Here is a 13,677-nt window from a genome sequence, read left to right as displayed (position 1 = left end):
GCGTGGGTGCTGGGCGGGGGTGGGTCGCGCTGCCCGGCGCTGGCGGGGTGCCGCTGCGCCCACCCGTGCCGCCCCAGCGGCACGACTGCCCGCAGCTACGGCGGCTGCGGCGGATGCGACTGCCTGCGGCTACGGCGGCTACGGCGGATGTGGCTGTCTGCGGCTACGAGGGCTCGGCGGTTACGCCGATCGTGCGGTGTTGGGGGGTTTGGGGGGTTTGGGGAGAGGGGGGCGTCAGGATGGGGGGATGGTGGGTTGGGGTGGGTTGCGGGGGTATCTCGTGGAGGCTCGGTTGGCGGGGGTGGTGGGGACCTCGCGGGAGGAGAGCCTGCGGAGTTATCGGCTGTTCGCGGCTCGGGACCCTCGGGTGCTGATCGGGATTGATCCACAAGGGGTGTGGGGTCAGCGTGAGTTGATTGGACTGATGGCGGCCAAGTGTGGGGTTTCGGCCGATCCCAGCCATACTTCAGGGCATGATGTGATCGACCCCGAGCGGACGCTGCTCGCGCTGGACGCCTTCGCGGAGCGGTTGGCGGTGGCTGCCCGGAGGCGCGGGCCCGTGCTGTTCGGCACCGGGCATCCGCATCGGCTGCTGGGCTTCTACGCCGCTCTCGCAGACGCCATGTCGGCGGCAGGATGTCCTGTCCTCACCCCAGCGCAGGGTCGCTGTGTCGACATAACGACCCGGTTCGGTCTACGTACCCACGTCCTTGATTACGTACGGGGCGTCGCGCTGGTCCGGGCGCCCGGGGTTCCCGGCTCCGGTTGTGAGCCCGGCGCACACACGCACTCTCCGCTCCCGGTTCGCCTCGCCCTGGCCGCGCTCGCCGAGGTCGGCGGTCCCTTTCCGGAGCTGGTGGTGGGGGACCACGGCTGGGTCTGCGGGGCAGGTCAGCTGGGGTTTGAGGCGATTGGGCTGGCGGATACCGATGACCCCGCGCTCTTCGTGGGGGAGGCCGAGGGGTCGGTGTCCGTCGCCGTTCCACTTGATGACGCTGTGCGGTCTGATTACTACCGGCCGCTTACCCGCTACGTACTCAATCGAGCGTGTCTGTCACAGTAGGCCGCCGATGGGTGCACCTCTTCCCCACTCGCATCACCCGCCCCTAGTCTGGGGAGTGAGCACGCAGCGACGAAGAGTCACCGGAAGGGGAAGCCGGTGGCCGTCGAGTGCGGAAGGTTCAGGTGTGTCATGGCAGCTGACGAGAGGCCTCTCAGCGAGGTTCAGTTCCTTACCGTGGCGGAGGTCGCTGCGGTGATGCGAGTGTCGAAGATGACCGTGTACCGGCTGGTGCACAGCGGTCATCTGCCTGCGATCCGGGTCGGGAGGTCGTTCCGCGTCCCGGAGAATGCGGTTCACGAGTACCTCCGCGACAGTTATGTGGGGGTGGAAACAGCCTGACGGCGGTCCGCCCTGAAGGGCCGGAGGGCTGAGGGGGCCGAGGGACACGTGCGGTCCAACGCGTACGGTCCCACGGCGCTCGCGGTCCTTCGGCACCCTTCCGGCGACCTCGATTACAACCTCAGGGCCCGGGCGGGTTAGGCTAGCCCCTCGTAGGTCGTGTGGGCCCATGGCGCCCAAACACCGAGTATTGAGAAGTGAGCGAGGGTAGTCGTGGGCTCTGTTATCAAGAAGCGGCGCAAGCGGATGGCGAAGAAGAAGCACCGCAAGCTGCTCAAGCGCACGCGCGTTCAGCGTCGTAACAAGAAGTAGTCGTCGGCGGCGCTGCCCGGGAGTACCGGGTGGCGCTTCGGCGGCTGTGTGGCCCTCTGTCCCATCGGGACGGGGGGCCATACGCATGTTCGCGTATCGAGCAGTCGTCACAGCGCGACGGCGAACCGCTAAGTTGGCCCGAAGACGGGGAACCCGGCAGGGTGTGGAACACGCCCCGGGCGGAAGGAAGGCGCTGATCTTGGGCAAGGTCGTGCTCGTGACCGGAGTGGCCCGTCCGCTGGGAGGCCGTTTCGTGCGGCGCATCCAGCGCGATCCGGAGGTGCACCGGGTCATCGCCGTCGACGCGGTGCCGCCCGAGCACCATCTGGGCGGTGCGGACTTCATCCAGGCCGACATCCGGCAGCCGACCATCGCGCGGGTGCTGGCGGAGACGGGCGTCGACACGGTCGTCCACATGGACGTCACCGCGACCGCGCTGGGCAGCGGCAGCCGGGCGACGGTCAAGGAGACCAACGTCATCGGCACGATGCAGCTGCTCGGCGCCTGTCAGAAGTCGCCGACGGTGAAGCGGCTGGTGGTGAAGTCCAGTACGAACGTGTACGGGTCGGCGCCGCGGGATCCGGCCGTGTTCACCGAGACCACCCCGCCCAAGTCGCTGCCCAGCGGCGGCTTCGCCAAGGACACCGTCGAGGTCGAGGGGTATGTGCGCGGGTTCGCGCGGCGGCGGCCGGATGTGGCGGTGTGCGTGCTGCGGTTCGCCAACGTCCTCGGGCCGAGCGCCGACTCGCCGCTCGCCTCCTACTTCTCGCTGCCGGTGCTGCCGACCGTGTTCGGGTACGACCCCCGGCTTCAGTTCGTGCACGAGGACGATGTGATCGAGGTACTGCGGATCGCCTCGCACGAGCCGGAGCGCGGAACGCTCAACAGCGGCACCTTCAATGTCTCCGGCGACGGCGTCCTGCTGCTCTCCCAGTGCTCGCGGCGGCTCGGCCGCCCCACCGTGCCGCTGCTGCTGCCCGCCGTGACCTGGGCGGGGTCGCTGGTGCGTACGCTGGGGATGACGGACTTCTCACCCGAGCAGATCCGTCTGCTCACCCACGGCCGGGTGGTGGACACGACCCAGATGCGCGAGACGCTGGGATTCAGGCCGAAGTACACGACCGCGGAGACGTTCGCGGACTTCACCCGCAGCCACGGCCCCGGGCTGCTGCCGCCGGAGGCCCTCGCCCGGGCTGTCGACCGGATCGCGGCGCTGCCCCTGGCGGGCGGCGGTCACCTCCCGACGCAGAGCGCCAACTGAGGAGCGCAGCAACGATGGCGGACGCCAAGGTCATTCCGTTCGACGACGACCGGTCCCGTGGGGGCGGCGCGCAGCGGCCGACGCGGCGGCGGGGCACGGGCAGCCGGCGCCAGGGGGGCGAGAAGTCGGCCCCGGGCGTCCGGGGCGCGGCGGGGGAGAGTGGTGGCGAGGGGACCGAGGAGACGCGGTCCGCGGCACCCGTGCACGCGGTTCAGCCCGTTCCCGCGGTGACCTCTCTGCCTGGTGGGGCCGGTGGCTCCGGCGGGTCCGGTGCGCAGGATGATGTGCGGGTGACCGGTGAGGAGAGCGAGGCCCCGCAGGACGAGGACCGCGTGGGCGGCCTCGAGCGGCGTATCGCGGGCGGGCTCGCCTTCCTGCGCCGCCGTATCACCGGGGACTACGAGGTCGACGACTTCGGCTACGACGCCGAACTGACCGACCAGGTGCTGATGTCCCTGCTGCGCCCGATGTACGAGAAGTACTTCCGGGTGGATGTGAAGGGCGTCGAGAACATCCCCTCGGACGGTGGCGCGCTGATCGTCGCCAACCACTCCGGGACGTTGCCGCTGGACGGCCTGATGATGCAGGTCGCCGTGCACGACCACCATCCCGACGGCCGCCATCTGCGGCTCCTCGCCGCGGACCTGGTCTTCGTGCTGCCGGTCGTCAACGAACTCGCCCGCAAGCTCGGGCACACCCTCGCCTGCGCCGAGGACGCGGAGCGGCTGCTCGGGCAGGGGGAGCTGGTCGGGGTGATGCCGGAGGGGTTCAAGGGCATCGGGAAGCCGTTCGGCGAGCGGTACAAGCTCCAGCGGTTCGGCCGGGGCGGCTTCGTCTCCACGGCGCTGCGGCAGGGGGCGCCGATCATCCCCTGTTCGATCGTCGGGGCCGAGGAGATCTACCCGATGATCGGCAACGCGAAGACGCTCGCGCGGTTGCTGGGCTTTCCGTACTTCCCGCTGACGCCGACGTTCCCTTGGCTGGGGCCGCTGGGGGCGTTGCCGTTGCCGACGAAGTGGACGATCCAGTTCGGTGAGCCGATCCCGACGGACAGCTATCCGCCGGAGGCGGCCGAGGATCCGATGCTGATGTTCAACCTGACCGATCAGGTGCGGGAGCAGATCCAGCACACGCTGTACAAGCTGCTGGTGCAGCGTCGGTCGGTGTTCTTCTAGAAGCTGCGTTCGGTCCCGCCCGGGGCCGGGCGGGACCGAACAGGCGTCAGTCCGCGTCGTCCGCCTCGATGCCCAGGCCCGGGAGCAGGCCGGGGAGGAGCGGCGGGAGGGTGACGTCGGGCTCGCTGGTCGGGGTGGAGCCGCTCTGGGACGGTGAGGCGGTGCCGGTGCTGTCCTTCGGGGGCTCCAGCAGGCCGCCGGCGCCGCCGCCGAGCAGGCCCTCGCTGTCGGTGCCGGAACTGGCGGAGCGGCTCGGGTTGCCGTCGCCGGGGCGGCTGCTGTCGGAGGTGTCGCCGCTGGTGCCGCTCTCCGCGCCGGGGGTGCTGGCGCGGCCGGGGTCGGAGTGGCCGGGGGAGGCCGGGCCGGTACCGGTGCGGTCGCTGTCGGAGCTGCCGGCGCCGCCCTGGGTGGGTGGCTGCGGGAGCAGGTCCTGGAGCGGGGCGACGTCCTGGTCTATGGCGTCGAAGACCGACGACACCTGCGCACTGACGTCCCCGAGCTGGACCGGCAGCCGCTCGCGCAGCGCGCCCCAGGTGTCGCGGTGCGAGCGGGAGAAGGCGGAGAGGGCCTGCATGGGGCCCAGGGAGTCGGGGTCGCGCTGGTACGCCGCGGTGAGCAGACGGTGGCCCTCGGAGGCGTCGTGACGCATGCCGGACAGGGCGCGGCGGACCTCGCCGACCGATTCGTGGTCGAGTGGGCCGCCGCGGTCGCGCTCCATCAGACGACGGGCCTCGTTCAGCCGGGTGGAGGCCAGATCGAGGTAGGCCTGACCGCGCTCACGGTCTCCGTCGGCCAGTCCCAGCTTGAAATCCTCTATGCCGCGCTTCAGGCCGTAGAGGGAATCGCCGGGCAGGGCGTCGGAGCTGGCGGCGGCGACGCCACCGAAGGCGCCCGCGGCGACGCTGACGCTGAGTCCGCCCGCGGTGAGGCCCTTGGCCAGGCGCGTGCGTGGGCGGAACTTGCCGAGCGGGGAAGCCCGGTGCGCGCCGCGGGTCCGCTGCGAGCGCTGGCCGGGGACCGCGGGGCCCGCCGCGCCGCTCTCTTGCAGCATGGCCTCCATCGCGGCCACCAGCCGGGCCCGCTGTACGACCTTGACCTCGGGGTCCAGCTCCGGCTTGGGCAAGCCGCCGAGGCCCGTCGCGAGGGCCAACAGGCGGCCCTGCTCGGTCTGTTCCGCGGCGGCCTGGGCCGGAGGCGATCCCTCGGACTGCCCGGCCTGCTCGGCCGCCGTGCCCGGCTCGGATTGATCCTCCAGGGCCTGGGCGAAGGCGTTCGCCCGCCGGTGCGCCGATACGTTCGCGATCACTGGCGGCACCTCCTCTCGTCATGACGGTCGACTCCCCAGGGGGTCCTGAGGGTTGCACACCCCGCGCCGCACCACACGATCGAGCGATCGGAGACGGTCAGGGAGTGACCACAGGGAGCCTGCATCCCGCACAACGAGTGGCGCGGCACTTGGGTTACGGACGGCGGATGAACGGGCCGCGAACTCAACGGACGGTCACCGAGGGCAGGTTGGGGGGCTGCGGAGCGTGCGCGTTTCAGCGGGCGTCGTCCGGCAGGAGCCGGGCGAGCGTTCGGACGGCGCGGTACTGGAGGGTCTTGATGGCACCCTCGTTCTTGCCCATCACCCGGGCGGTCTCGGCGACGGAGAGGCCCTGGAGGAAGCGGAGCGTGACGCACTCCTGCTGCTGGGGGTTGAGACGGCGTACGGCGTCGAGGAGGGCGGCATTGGACAGGGACTCCAGAACCGAGTCCTCCGGGGAGCGCTCGACCTCGTTGGCGTCGAGCATCTCGCCGGTGGTGACCTCGAGGCGGAAGCGGCTGGACTTGAAGTGGTCGGCGACGAGGTTGCGGGCGATGGTGACGAGCCAGGCGCCGAAGTCGCGGCCCTGCCAGGTGAAGGTGCCGATGCGGCGCAGGGCGCGCAGAAAGGTCTCGCTGGTGAGGTCCTCGGCGGTCGCCTTGCCGCCGACGCGGTAGTAGATGTACCGGTAGACGGTGTCGCTGTACTGGTCGTAGAGGCGTCCGAACGCCTCGGCCTCGCCGGACTGGGCGCGCTCCACCAGGTCCATCATCCGGGCGCTGTCGCTGTCGGCGGCCGGTCGGCGCGCGGTGGCCGCGGCGCCGGACGAGCGGCCTCGTCTGCCGACCGCGGCGCTGCCCTCGGCCAGTGCGTAGCACGGGCCCAGGGGGGCGGCGGCGGCGAAGGCGGGGACGGCGTACGCGGTGGGGACGAAGCCGCGCAACAGGTCCAGGACCGATGCGCGCAGCGTAGCCAGGCCCGAGGCGTCAACCCCGACGTGTGGGTACACGGGACTCCCAGAGGCAGAGCTTCCATCACGTGCAGTGCGGGACCATTCACTCGTCGTAGCGACGGGGTGGTACCGGAATGCGTCTGAGGAGAATAACGCTTCGTGCAGGGGCTGCTACACCGGGTTGCTCAAATCATCGATTACGTCGCTTCTGTAACCGATTGACGGTCTATCAAGTGCCGGAGAGTGACCGATTATTGATCGGTTGGGTTCGGAATCCGGGTCGGTACGGCGCGGGTTGTGGCGGTGTCCAGCCAAGGGGACTGGTTGGGGGGTTGGGTGGGTACGGGTGGTGGATTGGCCGCAATTGGTTTGGCCCCCCGGGGCTGGGGGTGCCGTTGCGCCCACCTGTGCCGCCCTGCGGCACCACTGCCCGCGGCTACGGGTCGCTAGCGGCGGCGGCGGTGGAGGGCGATGGCGGCTGCTGTGCCGCCGGCGACGGCGCCGACGCCCGCGGCGGCGGGGATGCCGACCTTGGCGGCCTTGCGGCCGGTGCGGTAGTCGCGCAGGCGCCAGTCCATGTCCCGGGCGTGGCGGCGGAGCTTGCTGTCCGGGTTGATGGCGTAGGGGTGGCCGACCAGGGAGAGCATCGGGATGTCGTTGTGGGAGTCGCTGTACGCGGCGCAGCGGGAGAGATCCAGGCCCTCTGCCAGCGCCAGTGCGCGTACCGCCTCCGCCTTGGCCGGGCCGTGCAGCGGCTCGCCGACCAGTTTGCCCGTGTAGACGCCGTCGACCGACTCCGCGACCGTGCCCAGAGCGCCGGTCAGGCCCAGGCGGCGGGCGATGACACGGGCGATCTCCACCGGGGCCGCCGTGACGAGCCACACCTTCTGGCCCGCGTCCAGGTGGGCCTGCGCGAGCGCCCGGGTGCCCGGCCAGATGCGCTCGGCCATGTACTCGTCGTAGATCTCCTCGCCGATCGACATCAGTTCGGAGACGCGGTGGCCCTTGACGATCGAGAGGGCGGAGTCGCGGGCGTCCTGCATGTGCTCCGGGTCCTCGACGCCCGCCAGCCGGAACCACGCCTGCTGCCAGGCGAACCTTGCCAGGTCGCGGGTCTCGAAGAACTTCCGCTTGTACAGGCCGCGGCCGAAGTGGAACAGGGCGGCGCCCTGCATCACGGTGTTGTCCAGGTCGAAGAACGCGGCCGCCCGGTCGTCGCCGAGTACCGGGAACTCCGGTTCTTCCTCGGGGACCGACTTGCGGGCGGCCTCCGCCGAGGCCTCGCCTGCCAACACGCTCCGCGCCGTGGCGGAGCGCCTACGGGGAGTGAGCCATCCGAGAGCGGCCATGCCGTGAGCATAGCCAGTTTGTTCGGTGGTTCCGGAGTCGGGAGGTTTGGAGGGTGTGAACTCTCCGCGACCCGGCCGTTAAAGCGGATCACGCAGAGTCGCCGTGCTCGCCGACGGCTTAACCTCTCGTCCGCGCGGCGCGAGAATGGCCCGTATGAGTCCCCTCTTCCGGCGGAAGACCGCTGACGTCGCAGCCGCCGCGGCCGACCCGCGTGCCCCGCACGAACGTCTCGTCACTCTGATCCGCAAGCCGGGCTGTCATCTCTGCGACGACGCGCAGGCCGTGATCGAGAAGGTGTGCGGTGATCTCTCAGTGCCCTGGGAGGAGAAGGACATCACCCAGGACCCGCGGCTCCACGACGCGTACTGGGAGCAGATTCCCGTCGTCCTCGTCGACGGTGAGCAGCACACCTTCTGGCGCGTGAACGAGGAACGACTGAGGAAGGCGTTGACCGAGTGAGACAGGGAGAGTGAAGCGTGTGTTCGGTCGTGACCCGTGTCACGTTGGCCGGGCAAATCGGACACCATCTTTGTGCACGCGTTCACAAAGACATAGCCTGCTTTCGACGGGGCGGTCCGGGGACGTATGGCCGCCCACAGCCCCGCTCTACCCGCAGGAGCACCGTGGCAACTGGCCGAACTCACCGACCGGCGACCCGCAGCCGAGGGATTCCCGAGGCCACCGTCGCCAGGCTTCCGCTGTACCTCCGAGCCCTCACGGCGCTCTCCGAGCGCTCGGTACCCACGGTCTCCTCCGAGGAGCTGGCCGCAGCGGCGGGGGTCAATTCCGCGAAGCTGCGCAAGGACTTCTCCTACCTCGGCTCCTACGGCACCCGGGGCGTCGGCTACGACGTCGAGTATCTCGTCTACCAGATCTCCCGTGAACTGGGGCTCACCCAGGACTGGCCCGTCGTGATCGTCGGTATCGGTAACCTCGGCGCCGCGCTCGCCAACTACGGCGGTTTCGCCTCCCGCGGCTTCCGGGTCGCCGCGCTGATCGACGCCGACCCGCAGATGGCGGGCAAGCCCGTCGCCGGCATCCCCGTGCAGCACACCGACGACCTGGAGCGGATCATCCAGGACAACGGCGTGTCGATCGGCGTCATCGCCACCCCGGCCGGTGCCGCCCAGCAGGTCTGCGACCGGCTCGTGGGGGCCGGTGTGACCTCCATCCTGAACTTCGCGCCGACCGTGCTGACCGTCCCCGACGGCGTCGACGTGCGCAAGGTCGACCTCTCCATCGAGCTCCAGATCCTCGCCTTCCACGAGCAGCGCAAGGCCGGTGAGGACGGCGGTGCCGCCGCCGCGCCCACCCCGCAGGCCGCCGCGGCCGCCGCCGACCAGGGACCCGACGGGGACGTGCCCGCCGTGATGCCCGCATGAGCCTCCTCGTCGTGGGCCTGAGCCATCGCAGCGCCCCGGTCAGCGTGCTGGAGCGGGCGGCGCTGGCCGCGGACTCGCAGGTCAAGCTGGTGCAGGACACGGTCGCCGCCGAACCGGCCGCCGAGGCCGCGGTGCTCGCCACCTGCAACCGCATCGAGCTGTACGCCGACGTGGACAAGTTCCACGCCGGTGTCGCCGAGCTGTCCACACTGCTCGCCCAGCACAGCGGACTGGGCCTGGAGGAGCTGACCCCCTACCTGTACGTCCACTACGAGGACCGGGCCGTCCACCACCTGCTGTCGGTGGCCTGCGGTCTGGACTCGATGGTGGTCGGCGAGGGCCAGATCCTCGGCCAGATAAAGGACTCCCTGGCGCGCGCCCAGGAACTGCACACCGCGGGCCGTCTCCTCAACGACCTCTTCCAGCAGGCGCTGCGGGTCGGCAAGCGCGCCCACTCCGAGACCGGGATCGACCGGGCCGGACAGTCCCTGGTCACCTTCGGGCTCGAACAGCTCGCCCTCGGCACGCCGGTCGCGGACTGGGCGCGGGGCAAGAAGGCGCTGGTCATCGGCGCGGGCTCGATGTCGTCGCTGGCCGCGGCGACGCTCGCGCGGGCCGGGGTCGCCGAGGTCGTCGTCGCCAACCGCACCCAGGAGCGGGCCGAGCGGCTCGCGCAGATCCTCACCGAGGCCGACGACCACGCCGTACTGGCGCGCGCGGTGCCGATGAGCGCGGTACCGGACGAACTGACACGTGCCGACATCGCCGTCTCCTGCACGGGCGCGACCGGTCTGGTCCTCACCGCCGAGATGGTCGCCGCCGCGGTCGAGGGCCGCACCGGGGAGCCGGTCACCGAGACCGCCACCGAGACCGGCACCGAGTCCGCCACCGCTTCCGGCTCCGACGTACGGCCCACCCCGCTGCCGCCCACCAGCGTCGGCACCGAGGACGGCTGCCCGCTCGACCTGTCCGCGCCGAGCATCTCCACGCCGGGCTTCTCCGCGATGGGGGACGCCGCCGTCGCCGGGATGGACGCGGCGACGCTGGAGCAGCACGCGGCGTGGGCCGCGGGCAGTGCCGTGGAGCGCCGGGAGGCCGGGCGGCGTGGCCCCGAGGCCGACGCCGAGCTGATCGGCGCGCTCGCCGCGACCGCCGCGAGCGTCGGCCGGATCCCCGAGCGGCGCCGGCCCGAGCCGGTCGTCGAGCTGCCGCGCCCCGAACCGGTGCTGTTCCTGCTCGACCTGGCGATGCCGCGGGACATCGACGGTGCCGTGCACCGGCTGTCCGGGGTGCGCCTGGTGGACATCGAGTCGCTGGCGGAGGCGTCCGCGGACGCGCCGATGGCGGCCGACGTGGACCAGGTCCGCCGTATCGTTTCGGACGAGGTCGCGGCCTTCGGCGCGGCGCAGCGGGCGGCGCACATCACGCCCACCGTGGTCGCGCTGCGCACGATGGCTGCGGATGTCGTCGCCAGTGAGATCGCCCGGCTCCACGGGCGGCTGCCCGACCTCGACGACAAGCAGCGCAGCGAGATCCGGCAGACCGTGCACCGGGTCGTCGACAAGCTGCTGCACGCGCCCACCGTCCGGGTCAAGCAGCTCGCCGCCGAACCCGGCGGTGCGGGGTACGCGGACGCGTTGCGGACGCTGTTCGACCTCGACCAGGAGACGGTGGCCGCCGTGTCGCGGGCCGAGAACCAGAACCAGCAGGACCAGCAGAACCTGCAACACCAGAACGCCAAGAACCGAGGGCCAGCATGAGTGACAAGGCACTACGGCTCGGGACCAGGCGGAGCAAGCTCGCCATGGCCCAGTCCGGGCAGGTGGCGGACGCCGTGAGCCAGGTGACCGGCCGGCCCGTGGAACTCGTAGAGATCACGACGTACGGCGATGTCTCCCGGGAGGCGCTCGCCCAGATCGGCGGCACCGGGGTCTTCGTGACCGCGCTGCGCGACGCGCTGCTGCGGGGCGAGGTCGACTTCGCGGTGCACTCGCTGAAGGACCTGCCGACCACCCAGCCCGCCGAGCTGGCGCTGGCCGCCGTCCCGGAGCGGGAGGACCCGCGGGACGTGATCGTCGCGCGGGACGCGCTGAAGTTCACCGACCTGCCGCGCGGGGCCCGCATCGGCACCGGTTCGCCGCGTCGGATGGCGCAGCTGAACGGGTACGCCCGCACGCACGGCCTGGACATCGAGACCGTCCCGATCCGGGGCAACGTGGACACCCGGATCGGGTATGTCCGCTCCGGTGAGCTGGATGCCGTCGTCCTGGCCGCCGCCGGACTGAACCGGATCGGCCGGAGTGAGGAAGTGACCGACTTCCTGTCGGTCGACACGGTTCTGCCCGCCCCCGGCCAGGGGGCCCTGGCGATCGAGTGCCCTGCGGACCACGCGGACCTCATCGCCGCGCTCGCCGAACTCGACGACCCGTTGACGCGGGCCGCCGTGACGGCCGAGCGGTCACTGCTCGCCGCCCTGGAGGCCGGTTGCAGCGCCCCCGTGGGGGCCTTGGCCGACCTCCTGGCCGACGGGCAGACTGTCAAGGAAATGCGCCTGCGCGGCGTCGTCGGCACGACCGACGGCTCGACGCTGGTGCAGCTGTCCACCACCGGTCCCGTGCCCGAGACGCACGAGGGCGCCATGGCGCTCGGTCGCGAACTCGCCACCGAGATGCTCGCCCTGGGCGCGGCCGGTCTGATGGGGGAGCGAGCACATTGAGCCCCACCACCCTTCCCGCCGGTCCTGAACACGGGCACGTCACCTTCCTCGGTGCCGGACCCGGAGATCCGGGACTACTGACTCTGCGCGCCGTGGAGGCGCTGGCGAACGCGGATGTCCTCGTCGCCGGGCACGAGGTGCTCGACGTCGTCCGCGCCCACGCCAGGGCCGGCGTGGCCATCGTGAACACGGACCCGGGGTCCTCCGCGGATCTCTCCGCGGACCCGGCTCCGGGCACAGGCACGCCTCAGCTGACGGTTGTTGACGGCACGTCAACAACCGTTGGTGCCCCCGCGGAACGGGATGCCGCACATCTTGTCATGGAGGCCGCGCGGGGCGGCAGGCGGGTCGTGCGTGCGGTGTCCGGGGACCCCGGACTGGATACGTACGCCGCGGAGGAGATGCTCGCCTGCGCCGCCGCCGGGGTGCCCTTCGAGGTCGTCCCCGGCATCGCGGCCGCGGTCGGCGTGCCCGCGTACGCCGGTGTCCCGCTGCGGGACGCCCAGGGCGCGGACGTCCGGTTCGTGGACGCCCGTACCGCGTCCGACCGGTGCTGGACCGAGGTCGGGGCGTCCGACGGGACCGTCGTCGTGTCCGCCTCGCTGGACTCCGTGGCCGCCGCTGCCGGCGAACTGGTGTCCGCCGGACGTAAGCCCGACACCCCGATGACCGTCACCGTCGCCGGTACGACGACCAGGCAGCGCACCTGGAGCGCCACCCTCGGCACCATCGCGCAGACGCTGAAGCAGGCGAAGGTGCTGCCCTCGCCGGACGGCGGGCGGCCCGTGATAGCCGTGGTCGGGGAGCGGTCCGCGACGGCGCAGCGCGATCAGCTGTCCTGGTTCGAGTCCAAGCCGCTGTTCGGCTGGAAGGTGCTCGTGCCGCGGACCAAGGAACAGGCCGTGTCGCTCTCCGACCAGCTGCGTTCGTACGGTGCCGTGCCGCACGAGGTGCCGACCATCGCGGTCGAGCCGCCGCGTACGCCCCAGCAGATGGAGCGGGCGGTCAAGGGGCTGGTGACGGGCCGCTACGAGTGGATCGCCTTCACCTCCGTCAACGCCGTCAAGGCGGTGCGGGAGAAGTTCGAGGAGTACGGGCTCGACGCCCGTGCCTTCGCGGGGATCAAGGTCGCCGCGGTGGGCGAGCAGACGGCGAAGGCGCTGATCGCCTTCGGCGTGAAGCCGGACCTGGTGCCGAGCGGGGAGCAGTCGGCGGCGGGGCTGCTGGAGGACTGGCCTCCCTACGACCCCGTCTTCGACCCGATCGACCGGGTCTTCCTGCCGCGCGCCGACATCGCCACGGAGACGCTGGTCGCCGGGCTGATCGAGCTGGGCTGGGAGGTGGACGACGTCACGGCGTACCGGACGGTGCGGGCGTCGCCGCCGCCCGCGGAGACCCGCGAGGCGATCAAGGGGGGCGGGTTCGACGCGGTCCTCTTCACCTCGTCGTCCACCGTGCGGAACCTGGTCGGCATCGCCGGGAAGCCGCACAACGTGACGGTGATCGCGTGTATCGGCCCGGCGACGGCCAAGACGGCCGAGGAGCACGGGCTGCGGGTGGACGTGATGGCGCCGGAGCCGTCGGTGCTGAAGCTGGCGGAGGCGCTGGCCGACTTCGGGGCGCGGCGGCGGGCCGCGGCCGTGGAGGCCGGGGATCCGGTCACCCGGCCGAGCGAGCGGCGGCCGGGGGCGCGGCGGCGGAGGTCGACGACCTGAGGTGATGCGGGGTGCCTTTTGGAGGGTGCCCCGCATCGTTTTCTTGTGAGATCAATGAGTGTTCATCCACTGCGGCAGGCTGCGTATCGCCAATCCTCTTGATTGG

Annotated in this window: 13 protein-coding genes; 10 read left to right on the top strand and 3 right to left on the bottom strand. The window is 71.3% G+C overall.

The window, feature by feature from the left end; translation table 11 throughout:
* Positions 1-247 precede the first annotated feature (247 nt).
* From KBY47_RS24805 to KBY47_RS24785, 5 genes are all read left to right on the top strand, one after another.
* Complete coding sequence (locus tag KBY47_RS24805) at positions 248-1,063, top strand: phosphatase (RefSeq protein ID WP_210924381.1); 816 nt, start codon at positions 248-250, stop codon at positions 1,061-1,063.
* 129 nt (positions 1,064-1,192) lie between these two features.
* Complete coding sequence (locus KBY47_RS24800) at positions 1,193-1,402, top strand: helix-turn-helix domain-containing protein (RefSeq protein WP_210924380.1); 210 nt, start codon at positions 1,193-1,195, stop codon at positions 1,400-1,402.
* A 213-nt stretch (positions 1,403-1,615) separates the two neighbouring features.
* Positions 1,616-1,714 carry a 30S ribosomal protein bS22 gene (locus KBY47_RS24795; RefSeq protein ID WP_003948845.1) on the top strand — a complete coding sequence of 33 codons (99 nt, stop codon included), beginning with the start codon at positions 1,616-1,618 and terminating at the stop codon, positions 1,712-1,714.
* A 199-nt stretch (positions 1,715-1,913) separates the two neighbouring features.
* The gene (locus tag KBY47_RS24790; protein ID WP_210924379.1) at positions 1,914-2,975 is read left to right on the top strand and encodes an NAD-dependent epimerase/dehydratase family protein; all 1,062 of its coding nucleotides are present in this window, start codon (positions 1,914-1,916) and stop codon (positions 2,973-2,975) included.
* Positions 2,976-2,989: 14 nt separating this feature from the next.
* Entirely contained in the window at positions 2,990-4,150 is a 1,161-nt protein-coding gene (locus KBY47_RS24785) for a lysophospholipid acyltransferase family protein (RefSeq protein WP_210924378.1), read from the top strand.
* A 46-nt stretch (positions 4,151-4,196) separates the two neighbouring features.
* On the opposite strand, the gene KBY47_RS24780 is transcribed toward KBY47_RS24785, so the two are convergent.
* From KBY47_RS24780 to KBY47_RS24770, 3 genes are all read right to left on the bottom strand, one after another.
* Positions 4,197-5,456 (bottom strand): DUF5667 domain-containing protein, encoded by a 1,260-nt coding sequence (locus tag KBY47_RS24780; RefSeq protein WP_210924377.1) that lies wholly within the window; start codon positions 5,454-5,456, stop codon positions 4,197-4,199.
* A gap of 235 nt (positions 5,457-5,691) precedes the next feature.
* Positions 5,692-6,465: an ECF subfamily RNA polymerase sigma factor, BldN family gene (locus KBY47_RS24775; RefSeq protein WP_210924375.1), complete on the bottom strand. Its 774-nt coding sequence runs from the start codon at positions 6,463-6,465 to the stop codon at positions 5,692-5,694.
* A 389-nt stretch (positions 6,466-6,854) separates the two neighbouring features.
* Entirely contained in the window at positions 6,855-7,757 is a 903-nt protein-coding gene (locus KBY47_RS24770) for an HAD family phosphatase (protein ID WP_210924373.1), read from the bottom strand.
* A 154-nt stretch (positions 7,758-7,911) separates the two neighbouring features.
* On the opposite strand from KBY47_RS24770, the gene KBY47_RS24765 reads away from it, so the two are divergent.
* The 5 genes from KBY47_RS24765 to KBY47_RS24745 all read left to right on the top strand — a co-directional run bounded on the left by KBY47_RS24765 (position 7,912) and on the right by KBY47_RS24745 (position 13,571).
* On the top strand, positions 7,912-8,217 hold the full coding sequence (locus KBY47_RS24765; protein WP_210924371.1) for a glutaredoxin family protein: 306 nt from the start codon (positions 7,912-7,914) through the stop codon (positions 8,215-8,217).
* A gap of 164 nt (positions 8,218-8,381) precedes the next feature.
* On the top strand, positions 8,382-9,140 hold the full coding sequence (locus KBY47_RS24760) for a redox-sensing transcriptional repressor Rex (RefSeq protein WP_210924368.1): 759 nt from the start codon (positions 8,382-8,384) through the stop codon (positions 9,138-9,140).
* Positions 9,137-10,900 carry a glutamyl-tRNA reductase gene (locus KBY47_RS24755; RefSeq protein WP_210924366.1) on the top strand — a complete coding sequence of 588 codons (1,764 nt, stop codon included), beginning with the start codon at positions 9,137-9,139 and terminating at the stop codon, positions 10,898-10,900. The genes KBY47_RS24760 and KBY47_RS24755 overlap by 4 nt, the downstream gene beginning before the upstream one ends.
* Positions 10,897-11,856 (top strand): hydroxymethylbilane synthase, encoded by a 960-nt coding sequence (gene hemC / locus KBY47_RS24750; protein ID WP_210924364.1) that lies wholly within the window; start codon positions 10,897-10,899, stop codon positions 11,854-11,856. Before KBY47_RS24755 ends, hemC begins: the two co-directional genes overlap by 4 nt.
* Positions 11,853-13,571: a bifunctional uroporphyrinogen-III C-methyltransferase/uroporphyrinogen-III synthase gene (locus KBY47_RS24745; protein ID WP_210924354.1), complete on the top strand. Its 1,719-nt coding sequence runs from the start codon at positions 11,853-11,855 to the stop codon at positions 13,569-13,571. The genes hemC and KBY47_RS24745 overlap by 4 nt, the downstream gene beginning before the upstream one ends.
* Positions 13,572-13,677: the final 106 nt, after the last annotated feature.

The organism is Streptomyces sp. B93 (genome assembly GCF_018070565.1).
Classification (GTDB): Bacteria; Actinomycetota; Actinomycetes; order Streptomycetales; family Streptomycetaceae; genus Streptomyces.
Note: the sequence above shows the minus strand (reverse complement) of the source record. Positions and strands in the feature narration are given on the sequence as shown.

Bases quoted from the DNA above. Each gene is read 5' to 3' on its own strand.
- KBY47_RS24805 (WP_210924381.1), top strand. From the start codon at position 248: ATGGTGGGTTGGGGTGGGTTGCGGGGGTATCTCGTGGAGGCTCGGTTG.
- KBY47_RS24800 (WP_210924380.1), top strand. From the start codon at position 1,193: ATGGCAGCTGACGAGAGGCCTCTCAGCGAGGTTCAGTTCCTTACCGTG.
- KBY47_RS24785 (WP_210924378.1), top strand. From the start codon at position 2,990: ATGGCGGACGCCAAGGTCATTCCGTTCGACGACGACCGGTCCCGTGGG.
- KBY47_RS24770 (WP_210924373.1), bottom strand. From the start codon at position 7,757: ATGGCCGCTCTCGGATGGCTCACTCCCCGTAGGCGCTCCGCCACGGCG.
- KBY47_RS24765 (WP_210924371.1), top strand. From the start codon at position 7,912: ATGAGTCCCCTCTTCCGGCGGAAGACCGCTGACGTCGCAGCCGCCGCG.
- KBY47_RS24755 (WP_210924366.1), top strand. From the start codon at position 9,137: ATGAGCCTCCTCGTCGTGGGCCTGAGCCATCGCAGCGCCCCGGTCAGC.
- hemC (WP_210924364.1), top strand. From the start codon at position 10,897: ATGAGTGACAAGGCACTACGGCTCGGGACCAGGCGGAGCAAGCTCGCC.